The following is a 21,433-nucleotide window of genomic DNA, read 5'->3' as shown; positions in this document are numbered from 1 at the left end:
ACAAAGAGGGAGTAAGAAATGAAAAAAATTCAAAATATAAGATTAATAAAACTTATATTGAGTAACATAAAAATAGTAAAGGAGTAATTGATAGATAGTGGCTTGATATTAGCAATAAATATTTATTAAAAAATATTGAAAGAAAACATTTTATTAACTTAAGGAGGTCTTAATTATGATAGATTCTTTAGACAAATGTAAATCAATAATTAATGTATTCTGATAAGTGTCTAAAAGCTACATAAATAGTTGTTATAAATAAAAAACAGAGTGACTAAGAGAAAAAAGCGATATATCTAATCGGTATTGGTATGTATAGCTTCTTTACATTTAGTAAGGTAGCTTGTGAGTTTAGAGAGAACTTCTTAAATAACATAATAGTGATAAGAAGTTTTACATGATATAGATAAGAATTATTGGATAAAAATAGCTAACAGAATCAATCTGTTAGCTATTTTTATTTGTGTATTTTTATTACAAATCTATTTAACTTTTATTACTGGTATCTGAATTTCTGTAAGATAGTTTTCAGGATTTTCCTCATTATGAACCCCTTTATGACCAATTTGCCTATTGATACCAGACATTTTATAATCACTATTTTTATCCAGCCAGTAAGCAAATGACTCATACCCACCAGCTATATTTTCATATGGGCCATATACCATACTACATGCCATCATATCAACTGCCTCTGTCTCACGATATATAAATCCAGATTTGTTTTTTCCTAATTTCTTTACAACCGTTCCAACCTCTATATCTACACCACAATCTTTCAGTTCTTCATCATGATAAAGTGCTATATTGTTGCTTGCTTGGTGGGATATTTCTATATGTTCTTCTTTAATAAATTCATATAATTTTTCCCACAGTATACCTTCATGGTGATAGTCTGGAATTATTTCTCTAAGCGAGATAATCTTATAACTGGGAATTTCCTTAAAGATAACATTGTAATGAATCTCATCTTTATTGTCATCTATAGCCTTAATCAATTTATTAATATTATTTATTCTTTGTTGTTCTTTTTTAACTTCATCTTGTATTTCAATTTTTTTTCGATTCAATTCTTTAATCACAAGTTCGTCGTTCCAATTATGAATAATATTTGATATCTCTGAAACAGTAAATTTTGAATCTCTTAGTAAAATAATTCTTTGTAAAGTTGAAATTTGGTCAGCAGAGTATAGGCGATAACCTGTGTATTTATCTATCTTTGCTGGTTTTAGAATACCAAGTTCATCATAATAACGTAACATTCGAATAGAGACTTGTGTTAGTTTTGAAAATTCTCCAATTTTAAACATGAAAATATGACCCCCTTCTCACTTATAATCAGTATATATTTTGTTTTTGTATACTTCAAGTGTTTAGGAAAATGCATTTAATTATCAGTTTAATCTATAATCAGCAGTCTAACTCAAATTCAAATTCGTCTGATTTTATCTTCTCAATTTCAGAATTAATTTTCTGTTTAAATTTAGTAGAAGAAATTATGTAAATAATTAATATGAGGCAAAATATTATTTTTACATATTGAGCCATTACGTAGGCTTCAATAGGGTAGTAAGAATATAGTTGAATGGTAAAGAAGTCACACATCATATGCACAAATCCACCTGCTAAAATACTTCTATGTGTATTAATATATACAAATGTAATAACAAAGTTTAGAAGTATAGTAGATGGTATAAATAAAAGTGCATCAAATAAAGAGTATTGCAGTAGATTATATGGGATTTGACCAGGTGTAAGATACCATCCCAAATACCAAACTCCACAAATAGTACCTAAAATAATTGAAGCACCTGTAAATCCAAATCTGACTAATAATTTATCAAGAGAATACCCTATCCATCCAAATCCTTGGCTAAGTATACTTAATATAAAGCTTATAAATAGCATAATTGGTATTTTATAAGGTGTATAAATAGCTATGTGCGTCCAATCCACATCATTAATTTCTAGATGAAAATATTTTCCTATTAGTAAAGAACAAATTACAATTAAAGCAAAAAAGAGTACTGTTAATAATGGCCATTTTACTCCTATTTCTTTGAAGCTAAAGCTCCTGTAAAGAAAATCTTTTCTTGCGCTATTTGGATATATTGTGAAAATAAAAAGTAGCCCTATGACAGAAGGGGCTGTATATGCGAAGTAAAAAAGAAGTTTTCCAAGCATGGTATTTGTAACTCCTAATAATACAGGTGTAAAGCTAAATAACCAAGTCCATAATAGAGTGCTTGTAAAGAAAAAAATTAAATTTTTATCTGAATTAAAATGGGGATTATATAATTGCATCTTATGTTCACTATCCTTTCATTTTGTTAATAGTGGTTTAATTTATATTTATTTTATTTTGACTATAAAGTTGATTAATAAGTAGATAATTAGTGATATTAATAAAATATTTTCGATTTTTATAATTTTTATTAAATATTTAGCTTATCTCTAATATTTTTTATGTAACGGCGATTTATAATAACTTTTTCATTATTTGATAAAGTAGCTTGCATGCGATTATGTGATATTACTTTTATACTTTCTAGGTAATCCATATTTAAAATCATAGATTTAGATATTCGTAAAAAAGATGTATTGTGTAATCGGTTTGATAATTCATATATTTTTAGGTCAACTTCAAATACATCATCTTTATAGTAAGCAAATGTCTTATTGCCAACTGTCTCAAAGTATAAAATATCGCAAATATTAAGCTTATAAATTTCTCCTGCTTTTTTACCATTTATATCTAGTAATGGTGTATTTAGTAGTGAAATTATTTTTTCAATATTATTGTCAATGGCAGAGCATTTTATAATTATTTCAATATCATCAAAATTAGTGGATTGTTCGACATGTATTTTCATTAATTATCACCTCATTTTATTACTGTCATTAGAATAGCATTATATTTTATTGAGTCCAACTAGATGAGTGCTAAATTTCAAATTAAGTACAGTTAAATTCAAATTTAAAATAGTAAAATTCAAATTTAAAGTGGTAAAATTCGAAAAAATACTACGACTATTTGGAAATGTTATCCAAATATCGTAGTACTTTTCATAGAATATCTCTAATTATTATACAAATAGACCTATCTTATGACTTACATATGTTGTCAAATTACTTCTCAAATGTCAAAATATTTTTAGATAGTACATCAATGCTGTTAGATAGTGTGTTCAATTTGCCCTCAATTCTAACCAATAAATACATGGATAGAGCTATAGGAAAACCAACATTAGTTATTAACAATTGTAAACTATCATCCATAAAATTACCTCCCATCCTAAACTAGGTCATAAGGAGTAGTATTAGTTTCTACAATCTTAGCTTCAACAGCAGAAGCAAGGTCAAATCCTCCAACTGAAAAAACATTTTTAGATACTATCAAATCCATAGCAGATTTTATATTTTCTTCAGTTAAGTCCTCCTTTGGATTTTCTATAGAAAAAGAAACTTGTTTATCCTTTGTATTCTTGAAACTCATGACTAATTTTTTCTTAATCTCCATACAGTTACCTCCACGATAATAATTTATTTTTTTAATTGCTTTAAGTATTTTAATTATTGTTAGGGTAGAAAATACTCTGGTATTGTTATACTTAAAGCAAAGCAGTATTTAAAATAACTAACATGTTTAATTTACGAACATATTTAAATTACTTAAGATATTAAACTGCTTAAAGTATCAATATATTAAGTGTATAATTTGTTAAATTTATATAATATCAAGTGTATTATATATTGAACATGATATATAAATAGTTGATGAATTTTAATGTAGACTATAATCATTAGTATAGACTATATTTGAAAGTTACTATTTAGATAGTGATGTGCTATCTAGTTTTAAAATATCTACAATAGGATTTTCTTGAAGATTTGCGATTGCTTCTGCAACTGCATAAACATCATCGTTTGATGCCTCTGCCTTTACATTTGCGAAAGATTTACTTTTAATAACTGCCTTACCCTTATCATCAAAACCAGCATCCAATTTCAGTTTTATACTAGATAAATTTTTTGTTGAAACAACTGCCATAAAACTACCTCCTAAAAATTTAATTTCAAAGATTTGTCGACTTTCTTTGTTAAATCTATAGTATCATATAAGATAATATAGGAGTTAAACCGTAATTTCTTAAGATTTTTTGTTAAAATCTTATAGAAAACTTTATAAGTATATATATTTTAATGATTGATTGAATGTTTGTATGCTCTATGTGCAATAGTTTTTTATTGATTTTGCTTAGAATATTTTCTAGAGGGGATAAAATGTTTAATGTGTTTGTTTAGAATGAACTATCTAGATGTATCCAGTATCTGTGTCCAGTAGCTAGATTGTAAGTATATACCTTTAATTATTTTAGCTAGTTCATCGTGATATAATATACTCCATATATTGAACAGGAACACGATATTGAACAACAATATGCTATACTAAATTTTGAGAGGAGGTTATATTGTGAGTGAAATTCTGTTGGAACAGTTTGACTCTGATTTGGGAGGGATTTTGATGCCAGAATATGTAATAGAAAAACCTGATTGTCATTTTCCTGAGACTATCGTATGTGAATTTTCAAAATCTATGATACAAACAATTGTTGAAAAGTATAATGGTAAAAAAATAGGTCGTTTAATTAATGTTGCTGGAGATATACCAATTTATGAAGTATTTTTCAAGAATGTAAGAATTGGAATTTGTCAGGTTATGGTAGGTGCAACAGCATGTGTAACCAACTTTGAAGAATTAGTTGAGTTAGGAGCAAAGAAGATATTTATCTGTGGAGAATGTGGTGTGTTAGACAATTCTATTGATGATGCGTATCTAATCATTCCAACATCAGCTATCCATGATGAGGGCACAAGTTATCATTATCAACCAGCCTCTGATGAAATTATACTTAACCCACATGGAGTTAAAGTTATTGAATCTGTATTTAAAAGAAAAGGATTATCATACATAAAAGGTAAAATATGGACTACTGATGCTCCATATCGTGAAACACCTAATAAAATACTTACACGGAAGACACAGGGGTGTATTGCAGTTGATATGGAATGTGCTGCTGTAGCTGTCGCAGCACAATTTAGAAATGTTATATTTTCACAGTTTGTTTATGCTTGTGATAATCTAAACTCAGATGTATGGGAACAACGAGGATTAACTATACATCCTATTTCACAAAAAGTACATACTTTTGAGCTTGCAATGGAGTGTGCTATCAAGTTGTAAATTTAAAGTGCTTTAACTTGTATTTTTTAATTTTAAATTACCAAAGCAGTAAATCGATTAAGGTTTACTGCTTTTTTTATTGTTGAATTTAAAAGTGATATATAGCTATATGCTCCTTCTGGAAAAATATTATTATATTAAAAATGCTTTAAAAGTGTTCGTTTTAGTCTAAGGTTTATGTTAAAAAAATTATTAAATTTAATCTGTAAATAAAAAAGTTAAAAGTCCAATATTAACATTTTACTCTTAAACCATTAAAATCTTTATTAAAGCTACTAAAGTTATTAAAAATATTTTAAAGGAGAGTGTAGTTTATGAAAGTAAAATTAGAAGATATACCAGTTCAGTTTCATGCAATGGTGGAAATAGTGGGTATTGATAAGTTTGTAGAGATTGCTAAATTGTATGGAGGTACAAACACTTATATACCTACATGTAAGGGGATTTTTAGATATGCAAGAAATAGGGAGATAGTGAGACAATTTAATGGGGTTAATTATGGGGAGCTCGCCATTAAACATAACATGTGTGTAAGCAATATTAAGCGAATAATAAATGAAAACAGTATATAAGTTGTTATACAAAATATTTTGTAAAGATTAAGTGTGAAGTAGGTAAAAGACATTTTATAAAGTTTTTTTTAGACAAAATTACTAAATTTATTGCCTATTAATTTAAATAGATTGTATATTCTATAAAATATTCTGTTAAATAATGGAGATATATTGAGAATTCAAAAAAAATAGTCGAAAATATTTGTTGGATAAAAAATAAACAAAATGATACAATTGCTTGTATAAAGGGGAAAAAACAATAAATAAGCTATATAAATAAAAAAATATAAATAAATATGACATAATATATTTGCATATTTAAGAATATAAATAGGGATTTTAAGGGATTAATAAGTATATTTAAAATATATTAAAATAAATATATATTTAAATTTAAACTTTATGTTATCTATATAAAGTAATAATTATTGAGAAATGATTACTTATTAGTAGAAAAGGGGTTAGTAGATATGAATAATGGATTTTATAAATTGAATTCAGTAGTATTAGGCTTTGATATAACAAATGATATTAATAAAATAAGATTTAATCATTATATAATGAGAAAAGAAAATATACAGAGATTGCAAGGTACTTTACCAAGAGGTCAATTTTATATGACAGTAAGAAGAACTGCTACAGATTTACAACTTTCTATTTCTACTATAAGTAGGCTTGTAAGAGAGTTTTCAGATTTAGGAGTAATAAGGCTTGTGTCTAAGGGAACAAGGGGGAAGATGCATTCTATATATAGCTATATCAGTTCAGAAATTAGTGAAGATTTATTTGATAGTACTAGTGAAAATTTACTTGATAGTGATGAAACTATAGATTTTAACTATAACAGTGTTGAGAACTATGAATTCAGTAATTTAGAGTATAATTATGGAAATATTGAAAATAAAGGTTGTATTGATGAAGATTGTATTTATGGTGGTGGAATGTCAAAGTACAATAGTGCTTATGATAATACAGAATGTAGTAACTGTGCTGACTGTAATATATTAAGTAGTAAGAATAATTCTGCTAATAAAAAAAGCAATGACTTAGCTTCTAGTGGAATAAAAAATTCTAGTAAAAATACTAGTTCTAATAATGAAAATATCAACAATGAAAATATCAACTCTGAAAAATCTGTTATTAATTTTACTAATGTAACTAATAAAATTAAAGATTATACCAAAAAAACACTTATTGGAGAAGAACTTAAAATCGAAAACTCTAATTTAAAATCGAGGTCTTCAAATGTTAGATTTAATGAAACATGTAATGACATAGATAAAATAACTAAAAATGACATAGAAGATAATCAAAGTAAAAATGCTATAAAATTAAGTAATAGTAAAGTATTTAGTAGCATGAATAGAGATGGTAAAAAGAGTGGTTTTGATAATATTCATGATACACAAAAAGAAGATAAGTTTGTAACAAATAAAAAAGAATCCTTAAATAAATTTAATAAAAAAAATATACAGCAAAGCATTATAAATATGCTAAATAAAAAAACAGGAAAAAATTTTAAAATCAATTCTCCAACGAGCATAAAACTTATCAACGAAAGACTAAAGGAAGGTTATGTCTTAGAAGATTTCTACAAAGTTATTGAGGTAAAAGTAGCTAAGTGGAAAGATACCATAATGGAAATGTATATAAGACCAGAGACCTTATTTAGCCATAAATTTGAATCCTATGTTAATGAAAACATATCTGTAAAAAATCAAAGTAATGTTTATCAGTGTAAAAAGAGCAACAATAATAGCAGTAATAATTATATGTATTCTGACTATACCACGTATGACGACAGCAATCGTGAAAGAAAAAAACATGAAAATGCAAGGTATTGGAATCCAATCTGTGAATTTTAATTAGTCTGATAATGCGTTTATAGGTGGAATGAATTTATATATTTTATAGCTGATAATGCATTTCTAACTAGTAATATATTTATATCTTTTATAATTAAAAGTATATTTCTAACTGACAATATCGTTGCAATCTAATATAAAAATAAAAGACTTAATAATATTAAAATATAAAACTTAAGAGGAAAGCGAGATTAATTTATATGGTTAAATCAAAAGCTGTTGAAATAGAGCAGGCTATTTTAGGCACAATTATTTTAGACAATAAATTAAACTACAAACTAGATGACTTAAATGAAAATATGTTTATGAATTCTACATGCATTGAAATATTTAAAATCATGAAAGAACTTAGAAAAGAAAATATAATAATTGATGTAGCAACTGTAAAATCAAAGATAGATGAGAAATCTTTAGCAATTAAAATGAGTAGTTTAACTAGTGTAATTACATGGGGTCAAACTTTTGGTATTGATGGTTATATAAAAATTTTAAAAGAAAACTTAGCAAGAAGAAGCATAAATCAAAATTGTCAAAGACTCTTGGAAGGCATAAACTTTGGAGAAAATATTGATACTTGCATCTATAAATTTGAAAATAATATAAGAAAAATCTTGGATAAAGATACTTATGAAAATGATGATGTACATAGCATAGCAGAAAAAGTCCTTGATTTTTTAGAAAGTAAAAAGGATGTTGGATTTAAGTTTGGGATAAGTTTGCTTGATTCGACTATAGGAGGTATTTTTAAAGGAGAGCTAACGACAATAGCAGCTAAATCAGGGGTTGGAAAAACTGCTTTAGCTCTTCAAATAATGTTAAATTCGGCCAAGCAAGGGAAAAAGACTCTATTTATAAGTAGAGAAATGACAAGTGAGCAAGTGTTTATGAGAAATATATGCAAGATAACAGGAGTAAGTACAAGAAATATGAAATCTAAAGAGATAAGTGAAAGTGATTGGAAACTAATTGTAAATGCAATAGGAGATTTACGTGAGAATAACTTAATTTATATAAATGACAAGATAGACACAATCAGTGCAATTAGAAAGAGGATAAGGCAAATAAAGCCAGACTTATTAATTGTTGATTATGTGCAACTTCTTACATCTCAAAAAAGTATGGAAAAAAGAGAAAGAGAAGTAGCCACTTTTTCTAGAGAATTAAAAAGTATGACTTTGGATTTTGATATACCAATAATTCAGTTAAGTCAATTAAATGATGAAATGAAAGATTTTAGACCTTATGGAGATAGACCTATGAGGGATAGTAAAGCCATCTACCACGATAGCAACAATGTGGTTTATATACATCAATTAAAAGGGAGTGATTATGAAGAAGCAGTAAAAGATATAAGAGAAAGTGAGGAATTAGTTAGAGAAGCAGAGTACAGGGGAATTAAGATTGTTGATTTAATAGTTGCGAAGTGTAGGGATGGACAGACTAGGCATAAGCATTTTTGTTACTATGGGGATAGGTTGCATTTTCAAGAACTAAATTATTAGAGTAATGAGATAGCCATAACAAGCTTATTGAAAGTCGAAAAATAATATAAAATATGAGGTGAAAAGATGTTAGAATTAGAGGAAATCATAGAATTGCTTGAAGAACACAATATAGAAGTGAGTATTCCAAAGGAGTTACATAAGTATAATTTATTGGAGTATCTGAAATTGTGTCAACAAAGTGGGGGAACATATTTTTATATTAAGACAGTGGAGGGTGCTTTAAAAGAGGCTAGAAATGAGCTTATGATTAAATTGTTTAATGGAAAAAATTATATGGAATTAGCTAGAATGTTTGATATGAGTGTTATTAATGTCAGGTACATTGTTAGAAAAAAATAGATATATTGTGGATAAGGTAAGTGTGATGTGTATAAAGTTACGACTATAAATAAGTTTAAACTGTGAATAATAGAGTAAGACTGTGTATAAAGTTATGATTATTTGAACAACTCAATGTCGCTTATTTACTTAAAATCCTTCTACAATTAGAGTATAATTTCTAATCTCGATATCTTATGTGATTAAGTCACAGATAAAAAGCAAATATATTGTTATAATTCTTATAGATTAATAATACAGGGAGGTTATTATGTCTAATAAAAAAAAGAAGTATGCAAATATTTTAGAAAATGAGTGTGTAGCCTGTGGTAGCTGTATAAAAGTCTGTCCAAGGAGAGCTATCTCAGTACCATATGGTATTAGTGCAAAAATTGATAAAGACTTATGTGTTGGATGTGGTATTTGTAAGAAGGTATGTCCAGCATCTGTGATTGAGATTATAACAATATTAAAAGAGGAAGAAGGTAAGTGTCATGAATAATAAAAAACACTGGTATGACTATTTATGGATTTTTTCTTCTATATATTTGATATTGGGATTTGTAAATATTATTTTCGCTTGGATTGGGTTAATTTGTTTCTTTGTTCCATTACTTATTTCTATTATTAAAGGAAATAAAGCGTACTGCAATAAGTATTGTGGAAGAGGACAGCTGTTTAATTTGCTTGGAAATAAATTAAAGTTGTCAAGAAATAAAGATATTCCTAAATTTATTAGAAGCAAGTGGTTTAGATATGGTTTTTTGACGTTTTTTATGGTGATGTTCGCTAATATGCTTTTTTCAACTTATCTAGTGTTTGAGGGTAGTAGAAATTTTAAAGAGGTAGTGACTTTGCTTTGGACTATAAAGATGCCTTGGCAATGGGCATATCATGGGACTTTAGTTTCACCTTGGGTGGTACAGTTTGCGTTTGGTTTTTATAGTGTTATGCTTACATCGACTGTTCTTGGATTGATTACGATGATATTATTTAAGCCTCGTTCATGGTGTGTTTATTGTCCTATGGGTACTATGACTCAGATGATATGTAAGGCAAAGAGTAAGTCTATATAGATAGAGTTTATGTGAATAAGTAAGGAGTATAGATAGAGTTTGTACAAAATAAACTTGTCTATGCTTCTTTTTTATGTGTAAGGGTATTAATTAAGTAGAAAAATTAAAAAGAGTAGATACAAGGAATTTAGATAGCAATAATAATTAAATAATAAGATAGAATATAAAGCAATGAAAGAGGCAGAAAGGGAAAGAAAAAGAGGGTGAAGGAGATAGGAAAATAACTATATAATAGGTAAAATATGTAGGAATTATATGTTATAATAGTTTTAGCAAGAAGATGTAATCTACAATTTATAGAGTGGAGTTCATACAAAAGGTTATCCTCCCAACGTATAGAAGGGAGGTGAGTATGTGTGGATAATTTTTTACAAGGTGTACTAGCAAGTTTAGTTGCCAGTTTAATAGTTTACTTAACTGATAAATTGTTTAAAAAAGTAAAAAGCCACTCTGGCAGGAGTGACTTTAGTTTTGAACTAAAGATTAAGTTCAAAAAGAAACACTAATTTACGAACTCCACTCTACTGCAAATAGATTGTAGTTCTTCTTGCTTTTATTATATCACAAATTAGAAAAAATATGTAAAGTACTTGTTTTAATCGCAGGTACTTTTTTATGTAAAAATAAATTTGCCTACAGCCTTTTTGGTATACAGAATTAGTAAGTTTGAAATAACATTCATATAAAAACTTTAGTTGATTTTAAAATCAATATATTGAAGGTGTTTTGAAATCAATATGAAATCAATATATTGAAGGCATTTTAAAATCAATTATTAACTTTTCATGATTTCTAAAGTATTTTATATCATCCATATCATGAGTAATTATTATAGCACTCTTGTTTTCCATCTTTCTTATTACAAAATCCATAACCTTATACTTAGTTTCTGTATCCAGCCCTTTAAATGGCTCATCCATTATAAGCAAGTCAAAATCATATAATAAAGCTCTTAATATTGCAACCCTTCTTTTCATACCACCACTTAATTCCCTTACTCTTTTATTCATACAATCATTTAAGTCTAATACCTCTAAGGCACTTTCAATTTCTGAATTACCTAGATTTTCACATACCAACTTTATATTCAATGACACACTTAGATTTTCACACAAACTATCATCTTGGAATACTGCACTAATCTTTTTATTACTAATACCTACAATTTTTCCGCTATCTGCTTTCTCCAAACCCATTAATATTCTTATCAATGTTGTCTTACCAATACCAGAGGTTCCTGTTATAAATGAGATAGCATTATCTTTAAATACATTATTAAAATTATCTAAAACAACCTTATCATTATATTTTTTACTTAGATTCTCAATTACTATATCCATTTAGTTTATCTCCAATCTTTTTAATAAATAGTCTATTAATGATAAAAATCCCTTTTGAAAGCAAATACTTATTATAATGATAACTATAGTCCATGCAAATAAATCTGGTGTATTTAAGTATACTTTAGCTTTGTATAAGTTTTCACCTATAGAATTAGCAGGCATTCCTATTATCTCTGCTGCTATTCCAGATTTCCAACATAGACCTAAAGAAACACTACATGCTGCTCTTAGATATGGTGCTACCTCAGACAAATATATGTACCTTATTTTTTTTATCTTACTGACTTTAAATACTTTTGCCATATCATTTAACTCTCTAGATATACTATTTATTCCATCTAGGATATTTCTATATACCACTGGCAATACCATCAAGAAGGATATAAAAATAGACAGGTTCTTTGAAGATATCCATATTAGAGATAATATTATGAACGAAGCTACTGGTATAGATTGTATTGTAAGTATTAAGGGTTCAATAAGTATCCTAAAATTTTTTTTATTAGATGCTATTATGGCAGATATTATTCCAATGATAAAGGCTAATATAAATCCTGTTGTTATTTTCAGAAAAGAAAAGAGTATAGATTGCCAAAACTCAAACTTCATAGATAATTCGAATAACCTTTTCAAAGATGAAAAAGGAGATACTAAAAGTATCTCCTGACCAATTATCATACTACTTATTTGCCAAACGATAAGCCAAAAGATTATTGCTAGTATATGAGTTTTACTAATTTTCTTGTGTATAGTAGAAATCTTCACCTGGCATCTTTCCTCCTATTGACTTTGGATTAGCATCATAAAGTACTTGTAAGTATCCACTTAATTTATCTTTCGTTGTATTACCTTCTATAAATGTTATATTACACTTTGGAATTGCTTTTTTTGCTATCTGTGCTGGAACTATTTCATTTTCCTCAATAAGTTTTGAAGCTTCTTCTATATTATTGTTTGTAAAATCAACTGATTTCTTATATTCTTCTAAGAAACTTTTAACCTTTTCTGGATATTTATCAACAAACTCTTTTCGTGCAACAACAACTCCTGTTACTAAAGCACTTTCAGTATTTTTATCTTTATTTAAAGTATCCCATTCTTTTGTCAAATCCAAAGCTACTCTTAAGTTATCACTCTTAGTCAATGCTGTTGTTACAAAAGGTTGGGGAAGTAGTGCTATTCCATTTTTATCGTTTAATAATGCCGCCAAACATTCTGTATGTTCTGATTTGTATTCTATGTTGACATCTTTAGTTGGGTCAATTCCATTTTCTTTCAGTATGTAATTCAAAGCATATTCAGGAGTAGAGCCTTTACCACTAGAATAAATAGTTTTGCCTTTTAAATCATTTACATTGTTTATAGAATTTCCATTCTCAATTATGTATAAAACTCCTAAAGTATTAATGGCTAGTGTTTCTATTTCACCATTGCTATTATTATATAAAACAGATGATAGATTTGCGGGAATAGCAGCAATATCTAGTTCTTTATTCACAAGCTTAGGTGTAATTTCGTCAACAGAATTTGCTATTGAAAATTCATAATCTTTTTCTTTTTTATCCTTTTCATCGCCAATCATCTTAACCATTCCCATTCCTGTAGGACCTTTTAGTGCTGTCACCTTTGCAACTACTTTAGTTTCTTCTTTTGTTTGTTTTTCTGGTGGGTTTGATGCACAACCTACCAATGAAATTATTATTAATGATGCCAGTAATAATATTGATAATTTCTTTTTCATAAAACCTTCCTCCTAGTATTTAATTTTATATAGAATCTGTTATTTAAGTTTATATTTCATATAGAATTTGTGTTAACTTTTCTTTATTCAATATTTTTATACACTTTTTACCAAACTCTAAACAATTTTCATTTTGTAATGATTGTAATTCCCTATATAAAGATGCTCGACTTACACTAATCCTTTTACTTAACTCCTCTTTAGAACATTCTAATAGGATAGTGTCATTTTTACTAGTTTTTTCTAGTAAATATTCAATAACTTTCTTTTTACTAGACTGTATATTTAAAAACTCTATCTTTCTCAGTAAAAATTGTATTTTTCTATTACAATATCTTGAATACTCTAAAGCTACAGAAATGTCCAACTTCATCATATCTATAAAGCATTTTTTTGGATAAAAAACTACATAAACATCACTTTTGCATTTTAGTACAGTATCTAAGGATTCTTCATCAAATATATTAGAAATTCCAAAAACATCTCCTTCCTTTAGAATAGACATGTTAACTTCAGTTCCATCACTCGATATACAATAGATGGATACTTGTCCTGCTTTAACTACACCTACATAATATTCTTTATCAAAAAAATCACTTATAAATTGACCTTTTTTATAACTCTTTGCTTTTATCTTATCTTCTACAATGTATCTTTCAGAAAATAACTTACTATTTATTAGTACTTCCTTCTCATTCAAAGTCATCACCTTTTCTGATAAATATTCACTTTGATTGCAATAATATCACAGTATTTACCAAAATTCAATAATATTGATAATTATTTTCAATCAAGTTTATTTATTAATTGTCTCATCTGATACAATTTTTAGTAGTTTTTAATGCTATCATATCTCTTAACAAAATATGAAAGGAGACTTTACATAAGCCATGAAAACTATATTAATTTCTGGGTCATCCTCTGTAGGGAAGACCGCTTTAATAAAACATTTAATTCCATATCTTAAGTCTAATGGGCTTAACCCTTCAATATGTAAGATAGATTGTCTAGCTACTGATGATGATTTAATATATAAAAAATTGAATATACCTTATATTGTTGGACTTAGTAAAGACATATGTCCAGACCATTTTCTTATATCAAACATAAACGAACTTATACTTTGGGCTAAAAATAAAAGTAGCGATATTTTACTAATAGAAACTGCTGGGCTTTGCAATAGGTGTTCACCTGCAACAAATAAAACACTACACATTTGTGTATGTGATTGTACATCTAGCTTTAAGACTCCTCAAAAACTAGGTCCTATGTTAAGTGAAAGTGATGCCATAGTTCTAAGTAAAATAGACATGGTATCACAAGCAGAAAGAGAGATAATATCATTCAATATAAAAAAAATAAATCCTAATTCTAATATATTCTTTATAGATGGATTAGTTGGTTTTGGTGTAGAGCTAATTTCAAACTATATAAACAATGCTAATATTCTAAACAATGACGAACATTTATTGAGACATACAATGCCAAGTGGGGTGTGTTCTTATTGTATTGGAGAATGTAGAATTGGTGATGAATTCCAACAAGGCATAGTTTCTAAAATGAATTTTAGAGGTGAATTTTAATGAAAAGTATAACCATATATCCTGGAAAAAACAAACTTGGTAATACAGAGAACTTTGAATCTCTAACTTTTTATAGAGGTCATATTTATTCCATTGTAGGTAATACTGGTTCTGGTAAAAGCAGGTTAATCAAAGATATAGAGCAGTTTGTCAATAAAGATTCTTTGACTAATCGAAAAGTAGTCATTGATAATATGGAAGTTGCTATTGAGGAAAGAAATAAATTTTCTACAAATCTCATTTCTCATCTTAGCCAAAATATGAGGTTTGTTCTTGATTCTACAGTCGAGGAATTTTTAGTTATACATAAAGAATGTAAAAACAATACTTCTGTCTCAATAAAAGAAGTATTAGATGTAGCAAATTCCATAACAGCAGAACCTATTTCCCTATCTCAAGACCTTACATCATTGAGTGGGGGACAGACACGTGCCTTAATGATTGCAGATGTTGCTCTCATTTCAAATAATCCTATTGTTTTGATAGATGAAATAGAGAATGCTGGAATAAATAAAAATGTTGCTTTAGACATCTTATTGAGAAGTGATAAACTGATTTTTATAGTTACTCATGACCCTCATACAGCACTTATAGCAGAGAAGCGTATAATAATGAAAAATGGTTCAATCTTCAAAGTAATCAATAAGACTAACGAAGAAAAAGAAATCTTAGGCAAACTTAAAGATATATATGAATTTCAACTAGAATGTCAATATAAATTAAGAAAAGGAGAGACTCTTCATGAAAAATGTTAGGTTGTATTGGAGCAATATTTGTATACTTCATAAATATGAGAAAAACTATTTAGATAATTTAATTATGTCTTTAAAAGAGAAGGATATTAATTTAGAGGTAACTTATTTTGGTATAGGTTATCCTTACAAACTTAATGAATATTTAAAAAAAACAGACGCTTTAATTCCAGATATTATAGTTTCTACAGATTTAGAAGTGTATGAAGACAAGAATATCTATTCAAAGTTTTCAAGTAACTTATATCCATTATCGAATTATTTCAATATTAAGAGTGAGATTAAATCATCATCTATATATTTTGATGAAAGATTACTTCCATTTTTAGTTATACCATTAGTATTTTCTTATAACCAGAATTACAAGGGTTTGATAGATTCTATAAAAAACGTAATTGACACTGATACAAAAACTGTCATTGGTGGTATAAATAACTCTGGTGCGAAATCTGTTGTTAAAGCCATTTGGAGTAGGTATGGAAAAGAGTATGTAGAGAGATTTTTGTCCAATTCAACTATACTAGATATGCCAATACAATCATTTAATGATGTAAAAAATGGTTCGGATAGATTAGCTATAACTCCTAGTATATATGCAAAGCGTGCTAATAATGAAGATTTATTTATGTCATATCCTGATGATGGGGCTATAGCATTGCCATCTTATATTACTGCAAGTAAATCATTAGACGAAAAGACTATGTTAGATGTATTAAAATCTCTTGTATCTAAGGAGTTTTGTAATTCTTTTGTGAAGTCTGCATCATTACTATCTTGCATCTATGATACTATAGATGATAGTCTTATTAAAGATAATCAGTATAAGTTTTTATATCCTTCTAAAAAATGGTTAGATACAGTTACGACTGAAGAATTTTTTGAGGTTTATAATATGTATATATAATATATTTATTTTTACTTATTGTTTGTATATTATTGTTTGTGACTAATAGTATTTTATATTTATGGATATATATAATTAGGCTAAGTAATTTTATTGAATCATCTTAGAGGAGAATTGTTTCAATGTCTAATGGTACTGTCGATTAATTATAATATTCATAGTCGATATAATTATAATGTGAGTTTTGTTTTTTAACAGAGCAATTATCATATAGATTAGGGGTTCTTAGGAACTCCTTTTCTGTTTTTATATAAAAAAAGAAGAAGATTCAAATTTTTATTTTGAGACATCACCTTTTATCATGGTAAAATGAGAGTATAAGATATTGATACAATACATATATATCGTTATGTGAATAATTTATCAGATATACTAAGTTCCAAGTCATTAAAAATTTACATCCATATAATGAAACTTGTATTTGAAAGTGTTTTTGATTTAAAAATGATAAGAATCCAACTAAAGGAGTAGATTTAGTTAAATCAAAACAAATTTAAAATAAAAATTATGATGAAGAGTAAATAATAAAACTATTAGAAGTATGCAAAGATACTGAATTAGAACTTCACATAAACTTAAATATTAGTCTGGGTATGAGAACATCCAAAATATTACGTCCGTCATGGGAGAATGTAGATTTTGAAAGAAAAACAATTTCAATTGAGAAAATTACTGCAAAAGTAAATAGTAAAGTAATTCTGAGGTGAATATTTTTAAAATCCTGTGAGTAGAAAATTGAGTGTCACTCTGAAGACATTATTTTGTGTGAAAAAATAATATAAAAAATAGACTAACAAAAGGAGGTTTTATGATATGAAAAATGAGATAGTAGTCATTGCTCCCTCTAAGTTATTTTCAGATACTGTATATGAAGTACTTGAAGAATTACATATAAAAATTCCATCATACATTGCTACAGGTAAAGAAACTATAGAACTAGCAGATAACATAATTAACTTAGGCACTAAAGTAATAATTACTCGTGGACAAAATGTTGATTTATTGCGTAAACATGTCTCAATTCCTATAGTAGATGTTGGATACAAATACGAAGACATATTTTATTCATATAAAAAAGCACTTAAGTATTCTTCAAAAATAGGATTTATAGGTTTAGAATCATCATATAAAACTGCTAAACGATTTAAAGAAATCTCCAATTTTGATTTAGAAATACCTAAGTTAAATTCTCTTTCTGAATTTGAAGATACAATAAAAGAATTAATTGATAATGGCACTGAGATTTTCATAGGTGGTAAAACAACAAAAGAAATCACCTCTAAATACAATAAACTCTGTATAGAGACTGAAGTTGAAAAGTCTTCTATTCATGCGTCTATCAATGAAGCAATTCATCTATATAACATAGGAATTGAAAAGAGAATAAATAACTCTATTACAGAAGAAATTCTAGAATGTACACATAGTGGTATAATTGCCATTGATAAAAATCACTCACCACTTTTTATAAATAATCAAGCAAAAAGGTTACTATTTAACCAAGTTGATAAATTTATAAAAGATTATTTAACTTCTGGTGATATTTCAGATTCACTAAAAAATGGGCACTCTCTATGTAACAATATAATTAATTTTAAAGGTTCTTCCCTTACATTTGATTGTTTCCCGATTATAATTGATAGTTTGCATTTTGGATGTGTTGCAACCATACAAGATATCGAAAATATTCAATCAACAGAAAAAGAAATAAGAGAGAGTTTAATTTCAAAATCTCATTGTGCAAAGAACAATTTTAACGATATATTGGGTTCAAGTGATGCATTAATGCACTCGGTAAACATGGCTAAGAAATTTGCTAAATCTAATTCTACAATCATAATTACTGGTGAATCTGGTACTGGAAAAGAAATATTTGCTCAAAGTATTCATAACTATAGCAATAGATTTAATGGACCTTTTGTGGCTATAAACTGTGCAGCTATACCTGAAAATATACTTGAAAGTGAATTATTCGGATATGTAAAGGGAGCTTTTACAGGTGCTAGAAATGAAGGGAAAGCAGGTGTCTTTGAATTGGCACATAATGGGACTATATTTTTAGATGAAATTGGAGAAATTTCTAAAGATGTTCAAGTCAAACTACTTAGAGTATTACAGGAGAGGGAAGTAACTAGAATAGGGGATACTAAAGTTGTACCTATTAATGTAAGAGTTATAACAGCTACTAATAAAGATTTAGTGGAGCAGATTGATAATAATAATTTTAGAGAAGATTTATTTTACAGACTTTGTGTGTTGAAGTTAGATTTACCTCCTCTTAGAGAGCGAAAAGAAGATATCGAACAACTTACATATGCTATTATATCTCATTATAACAAACCAGTGTCAATATCTGATTCTGCACTTAAAATTTTAAGTAGATATGACTTTCCTGGTAATATAAGACAATTAAAAAATATAGTAGAAAGACTAGTAGTTATGTGTGATGATAATTTTATAGATGAGTACTTAGTTTCTGAAATTTTAACTTCTGAGCCACATTTTCGAAAGGATATAAGTTTAACTCCTACAATAGATTATTCTCCTATTTTGGAAGAGAATAAAATCGTAGATTATGAAAAAAAATTAATTCTTGAGACGTTAGAGAAAAATAATGGAGTAAAATCTGTTACTGCAAGTCAGTTGGGTATCAGTACTACTACTCTTTGGCGTAAACTTAAAAAGTATCAACTTTCAGATTAAATATTTATTGAATAAAATAAAAGAGGCTGTTACATAACAATTTAGAATCGTTATGTAACAGCACCTGCTATTTTAAAATTTTTATATATAAATATTTTATATACATAGAGTAGAAGTCATTTATTACTAAACTCTGTAAACATCATCTATAATTTGTACACCTTTTTTTTCTAATGTCTTATTTACCCATTCTCTATTTGCAGTTCCTTCAGAAGCCTTTACCACTTTAGCATGGTCTTGTTTAGCATTTGCTTCTGCTTTATCAATAAGGTCTACTGCATCATTTTTAGGGATTACGATTACACCATCTTTGTCTCCTAATATTATATCTCCTGGATTAACAGCAATTCCTCCTATAGATATAGGTACATTCACTTCACCAGGACCTTCTTTATATGGGCCACCTGGAGTAGTTCCTGTAGCATATATTGGACAACTAGACTTTGATATAACATCAATATCTCTTATTGGACCATCTATTACAATTCCTGATACTTTTTTGAAATCTGCAAGATATTTGTACATGATTTCTCCCATGATGGCTTGTGTTCTATCTCCATTATTAGATAGTATTATTACATCGCCTTCTTGAGCTATATTAAGAGCTTGATGAAGCATTAAATTATCTCCTGGTCTTGATTTTACTGTTAACGCAACTCCACACATTTTGTTTTTTGGTGAAGACATTAACTTTATTTCTGAACTTAATGCACTTGACCTATACATACAATCTCCTACATTAGCTGCTGGTAATACACTAAATCTTTTTACAAGTTCTTTATCTGGTAAATCTCTTTTTAAATATACTCTATTTCCTATTGTCATTTTAAGTTCCTCCTAATAAGTGTTTATTGTTTACTAATCATTGTATATCGTTGCATTGTCCCAATCTATTGATTTTACTGGCCAAGTAGGGTTTTTGCCTTCAAATACCTCATTAACTCCAATTGCAGAGTGTAAAGAGGCTCTATTAGTAGCTTCTTTAGTTGCTGCTCCTATATGAGGAGATACTACAACATTATCTAAATACAATATAGGGTTTTTAGAATCTACTGGCTCTTGTTGTAATACATCTAAGCCAGCACCTGCTATAATATTATCTCTACATGCTTCATATAAAGCTTGTTCATCTACAACACTTCCTCTTGCTGCATTTATAAAAAATGCTGTTTCTTTCATCATACTAAACTGTTCTTTTCCTATAAAATGTTTAGTGACAGAAGTTGTTGGACAGTGAACAGAAACAAAATCACTTTCTTTATATATTTTGCTTATATCTCTAGTTACTTCTACACCTTGTGGGAAGTCTTTAGATGGTTTATATGGGTCATATGCAACCACTTTCATATTGAATCCATCCATACACATCTTAGCAACTCTTGAACCTATGTTTCCACATCCAATAATTCCTACAGTTTTTCCATCAAGCTCACATTTAGGAGTTCTCAGCTTAGCTTTATAATAGTCATCTATAAAACTTTTTCTTACTTTTGTATAATTTCTAGAGCAGTATAACATATACATTAGTGTTACTTCTGCAACAGAAGTACTATTTGCTACTGGACAATACAATACTTGAACACCAAATTCTTTTGCTGCATCTAAATCTACAGTATCAAATCCTGCTCCATGACGTACTATTACTTTTAAGTTATCAGCAGCTTCAAATACCTCTCTTGTTATTTTAGATAACCTAACTATAATTGCATCAATACCTTTTATATCATTTATTATATCTTTAGTCTCCATGCCTGAACCAGTTATCAGTTCATGTCCTCTACTTTCTAAGTAATCTCTTCCTTCTTGCATTATTTCTTGTGGTAATAATATTTTCCAACCCATTT

24 protein-coding genes are annotated in these 21,433 nt (G+C 27.8%); 12 read left to right on the top strand and 12 right to left on the bottom strand.

The window, feature by feature from the left end:
- Positions 1-482: 482 nt before the first annotated feature.
- The 6 genes from IC214_RS02870 to IC214_RS02845 form a co-directional block, all read right to left on the bottom strand.
- Positions 483-1,310 (bottom strand): MerR family transcriptional regulator, encoded by an 828-nt coding sequence (locus IC214_RS02870; RefSeq protein WP_227433551.1) that lies wholly within the window; start codon positions 1,308-1,310, stop codon positions 483-485.
- 100 nt (positions 1,311-1,410) lie between these two features.
- A complete protein-coding gene (locus IC214_RS02865; protein WP_227483060.1) occupies positions 1,411-2,184 on the bottom strand; it encodes a CPBP family intramembrane metalloprotease in 774 nt (257 codons plus the stop codon).
- 251 nt (positions 2,185-2,435) lie between these two features.
- Positions 2,436-2,873, bottom strand: a complete 438-nt coding sequence (locus IC214_RS02860) for a LytTR family DNA-binding domain-containing protein (RefSeq protein ID WP_227433549.1) — start codon at positions 2,871-2,873, stop codon at positions 2,436-2,438.
- Between the two features lie 256 nt (positions 2,874-3,129).
- Positions 3,130-3,279, bottom strand: coding sequence for a YvrJ family protein (locus tag IC214_RS02855; protein ID WP_227433548.1), 150 nt, complete (start codon positions 3,277-3,279; stop codon positions 3,130-3,132).
- Between the two features lie 16 nt (positions 3,280-3,295).
- Complete coding sequence (locus tag IC214_RS02850; protein ID WP_227433547.1) at positions 3,296-3,520, bottom strand: DUF2922 domain-containing protein; 225 nt, start codon at positions 3,518-3,520, stop codon at positions 3,296-3,298.
- A gap of 309 nt (positions 3,521-3,829) precedes the next feature.
- The gene (locus IC214_RS02845; RefSeq protein ID WP_227433546.1) at positions 3,830-4,051 is read right to left on the bottom strand and encodes a DUF1659 domain-containing protein; all 222 of its coding nucleotides are present in this window, start codon (positions 4,049-4,051) and stop codon (positions 3,830-3,832) included.
- A 423-nt stretch (positions 4,052-4,474) separates the two neighbouring features.
- Between IC214_RS02845 and IC214_RS02840 the strand changes: the two genes are divergently transcribed.
- The 8 genes from IC214_RS02840 (at position 4,475) to IC214_RS02805 (ending at position 11,069) form a co-directional block, all read left to right on the top strand.
- Positions 4,475-5,245: a nucleoside phosphorylase gene (locus IC214_RS02840; RefSeq protein WP_227860752.1), complete on the top strand. Its 771-nt coding sequence runs from the start codon at positions 4,475-4,477 to the stop codon at positions 5,243-5,245.
- Positions 5,246-5,559: 314 nt separating this feature from the next.
- Positions 5,560-5,817 carry a Mor transcription activator family protein gene (locus IC214_RS02835; RefSeq protein WP_227433544.1) on the top strand — a complete coding sequence of 86 codons (258 nt, stop codon included), beginning with the start codon at positions 5,560-5,562 and terminating at the stop codon, positions 5,815-5,817.
- 452 nt (positions 5,818-6,269) lie between these two features.
- On the top strand, positions 6,270-7,664 hold the full coding sequence (locus IC214_RS02830) for a conserved phage C-terminal domain-containing protein (protein WP_227860753.1): 1,395 nt from the start codon (positions 6,270-6,272) through the stop codon (positions 7,662-7,664).
- A 200-nt stretch (positions 7,665-7,864) separates the two neighbouring features.
- Complete coding sequence (locus IC214_RS02825) at positions 7,865-9,166, top strand: replicative DNA helicase (RefSeq protein ID WP_227860754.1); 1,302 nt, start codon at positions 7,865-7,867, stop codon at positions 9,164-9,166.
- 66 nt (positions 9,167-9,232) lie between these two features.
- Positions 9,233-9,508 (top strand): Mor transcription activator family protein, encoded by a 276-nt coding sequence (locus IC214_RS02820; RefSeq protein ID WP_227433541.1) that lies wholly within the window; start codon positions 9,233-9,235, stop codon positions 9,506-9,508.
- Positions 9,509-9,758: 250 nt separating this feature from the next.
- Positions 9,759-9,989, top strand: coding sequence for a 4Fe-4S dicluster-binding protein (locus tag IC214_RS02815; RefSeq protein ID WP_227824657.1), 231 nt, complete (start codon positions 9,759-9,761; stop codon positions 9,987-9,989).
- Complete coding sequence (locus tag IC214_RS02810) at positions 9,982-10,563, top strand: 4Fe-4S binding protein (protein WP_227433539.1); 582 nt, start codon at positions 9,982-9,984, stop codon at positions 10,561-10,563. The genes IC214_RS02815 and IC214_RS02810 overlap by 8 nt, the downstream gene beginning before the upstream one ends.
- Positions 10,564-10,919: 356 nt before the next feature.
- Positions 10,920-11,069, top strand: a complete 150-nt coding sequence (locus tag IC214_RS02805; protein ID WP_227433538.1) for a type I toxin-antitoxin system toxin — start codon at positions 10,920-10,922, stop codon at positions 11,067-11,069.
- 237 nt (positions 11,070-11,306) lie between these two features.
- Here IC214_RS02805 and IC214_RS02800 read toward each other — a convergent pair whose 3' ends face one another.
- The 4 genes from IC214_RS02800 to IC214_RS02785 are packed head-to-tail and all read right to left on the bottom strand — an operon-like array spanning position 11,307 to position 14,347.
- A complete protein-coding gene (locus IC214_RS02800; protein WP_227831341.1) occupies positions 11,307-11,903 on the bottom strand; it encodes an ATP-binding cassette domain-containing protein in 597 nt (198 codons plus the stop codon).
- Positions 11,904-12,671 (bottom strand): ABC transporter permease subunit, encoded by a 768-nt coding sequence (locus tag IC214_RS02795; RefSeq protein ID WP_227433536.1) that lies wholly within the window; start codon positions 12,669-12,671, stop codon positions 11,904-11,906.
- Positions 12,640-13,647, bottom strand: a complete 1,008-nt coding sequence (locus tag IC214_RS02790) for an ABC transporter substrate-binding protein (protein ID WP_227866203.1) — start codon at positions 13,645-13,647, stop codon at positions 12,640-12,642. The genes IC214_RS02795 and IC214_RS02790 overlap by 32 nt, the downstream gene beginning before the upstream one ends.
- A 49-nt stretch (positions 13,648-13,696) precedes the next feature.
- The gene (locus IC214_RS02785) at positions 13,697-14,347 is read right to left on the bottom strand and encodes a Crp/Fnr family transcriptional regulator (protein WP_227433534.1); all 651 of its coding nucleotides are present in this window, start codon (positions 14,345-14,347) and stop codon (positions 13,697-13,699) included.
- Between the two features lie 190 nt (positions 14,348-14,537).
- On the opposite strand from IC214_RS02785, the gene IC214_RS02780 reads away from it, so the two are divergent.
- The 4 genes from IC214_RS02780 to IC214_RS02765 all read left to right on the top strand — a co-directional run bounded on the left by IC214_RS02780 (position 14,538) and on the right by IC214_RS02765 (position 19,589).
- A complete protein-coding gene (locus tag IC214_RS02780) occupies positions 14,538-15,230 on the top strand; it encodes a GTP-binding protein (RefSeq protein WP_227433533.1) in 693 nt (230 codons plus the stop codon).
- On the top strand, positions 15,230-15,985 hold the full coding sequence (locus IC214_RS02775) for an ATP-binding cassette domain-containing protein (RefSeq protein ID WP_227835869.1): 756 nt from the start codon (positions 15,230-15,232) through the stop codon (positions 15,983-15,985). The genes IC214_RS02780 and IC214_RS02775 overlap by 1 nt, the downstream gene beginning before the upstream one ends.
- Positions 15,972-16,886, top strand: coding sequence for a hypothetical protein (locus IC214_RS02770; protein WP_227866202.1), 915 nt, complete (start codon positions 15,972-15,974; stop codon positions 16,884-16,886). The genes IC214_RS02775 and IC214_RS02770 overlap by 14 nt, the downstream gene beginning before the upstream one ends.
- 813 nt (positions 16,887-17,699) lie before the next feature.
- Positions 17,700-19,589 carry a sigma 54-interacting transcriptional regulator gene (locus IC214_RS02765; protein WP_227866201.1) on the top strand — a complete coding sequence of 630 codons (1,890 nt, stop codon included), beginning with the start codon at positions 17,700-17,702 and terminating at the stop codon, positions 19,587-19,589.
- A gap of 126 nt (positions 19,590-19,715) precedes the next feature.
- On the opposite strand, the gene IC214_RS02760 is transcribed toward IC214_RS02765, so the two are convergent.
- Together IC214_RS02760 and IC214_RS02755 are read right to left on the bottom strand one after the other, a co-directional pair.
- Positions 19,716-20,414 carry an RraA family protein gene (locus tag IC214_RS02760; protein WP_227866200.1) on the bottom strand — a complete coding sequence of 233 codons (699 nt, stop codon included), beginning with the start codon at positions 20,412-20,414 and terminating at the stop codon, positions 19,716-19,718.
- Positions 20,415-20,447: 33 nt separating this feature from the next.
- Positions 20,448-21,431: a hydroxyacid dehydrogenase gene (locus tag IC214_RS02755; RefSeq protein ID WP_227433528.1), complete on the bottom strand. Its 984-nt coding sequence runs from the start codon at positions 21,429-21,431 to the stop codon at positions 20,448-20,450.
- Positions 21,432-21,433: the final 2 nt, after the last annotated feature.

Source organism: Clostridioides sp. ES-S-0190-01 (assembly GCF_020658275.1).
In the GTDB taxonomy this organism is placed as follows: domain Bacteria; phylum Bacillota; class Clostridia; order Peptostreptococcales; family Peptostreptococcaceae; genus Clostridioides.
The sequence above is the reverse complement of the archived record's forward strand: the minus strand, read 5'-3'. Positions and strand labels throughout refer to the sequence as shown.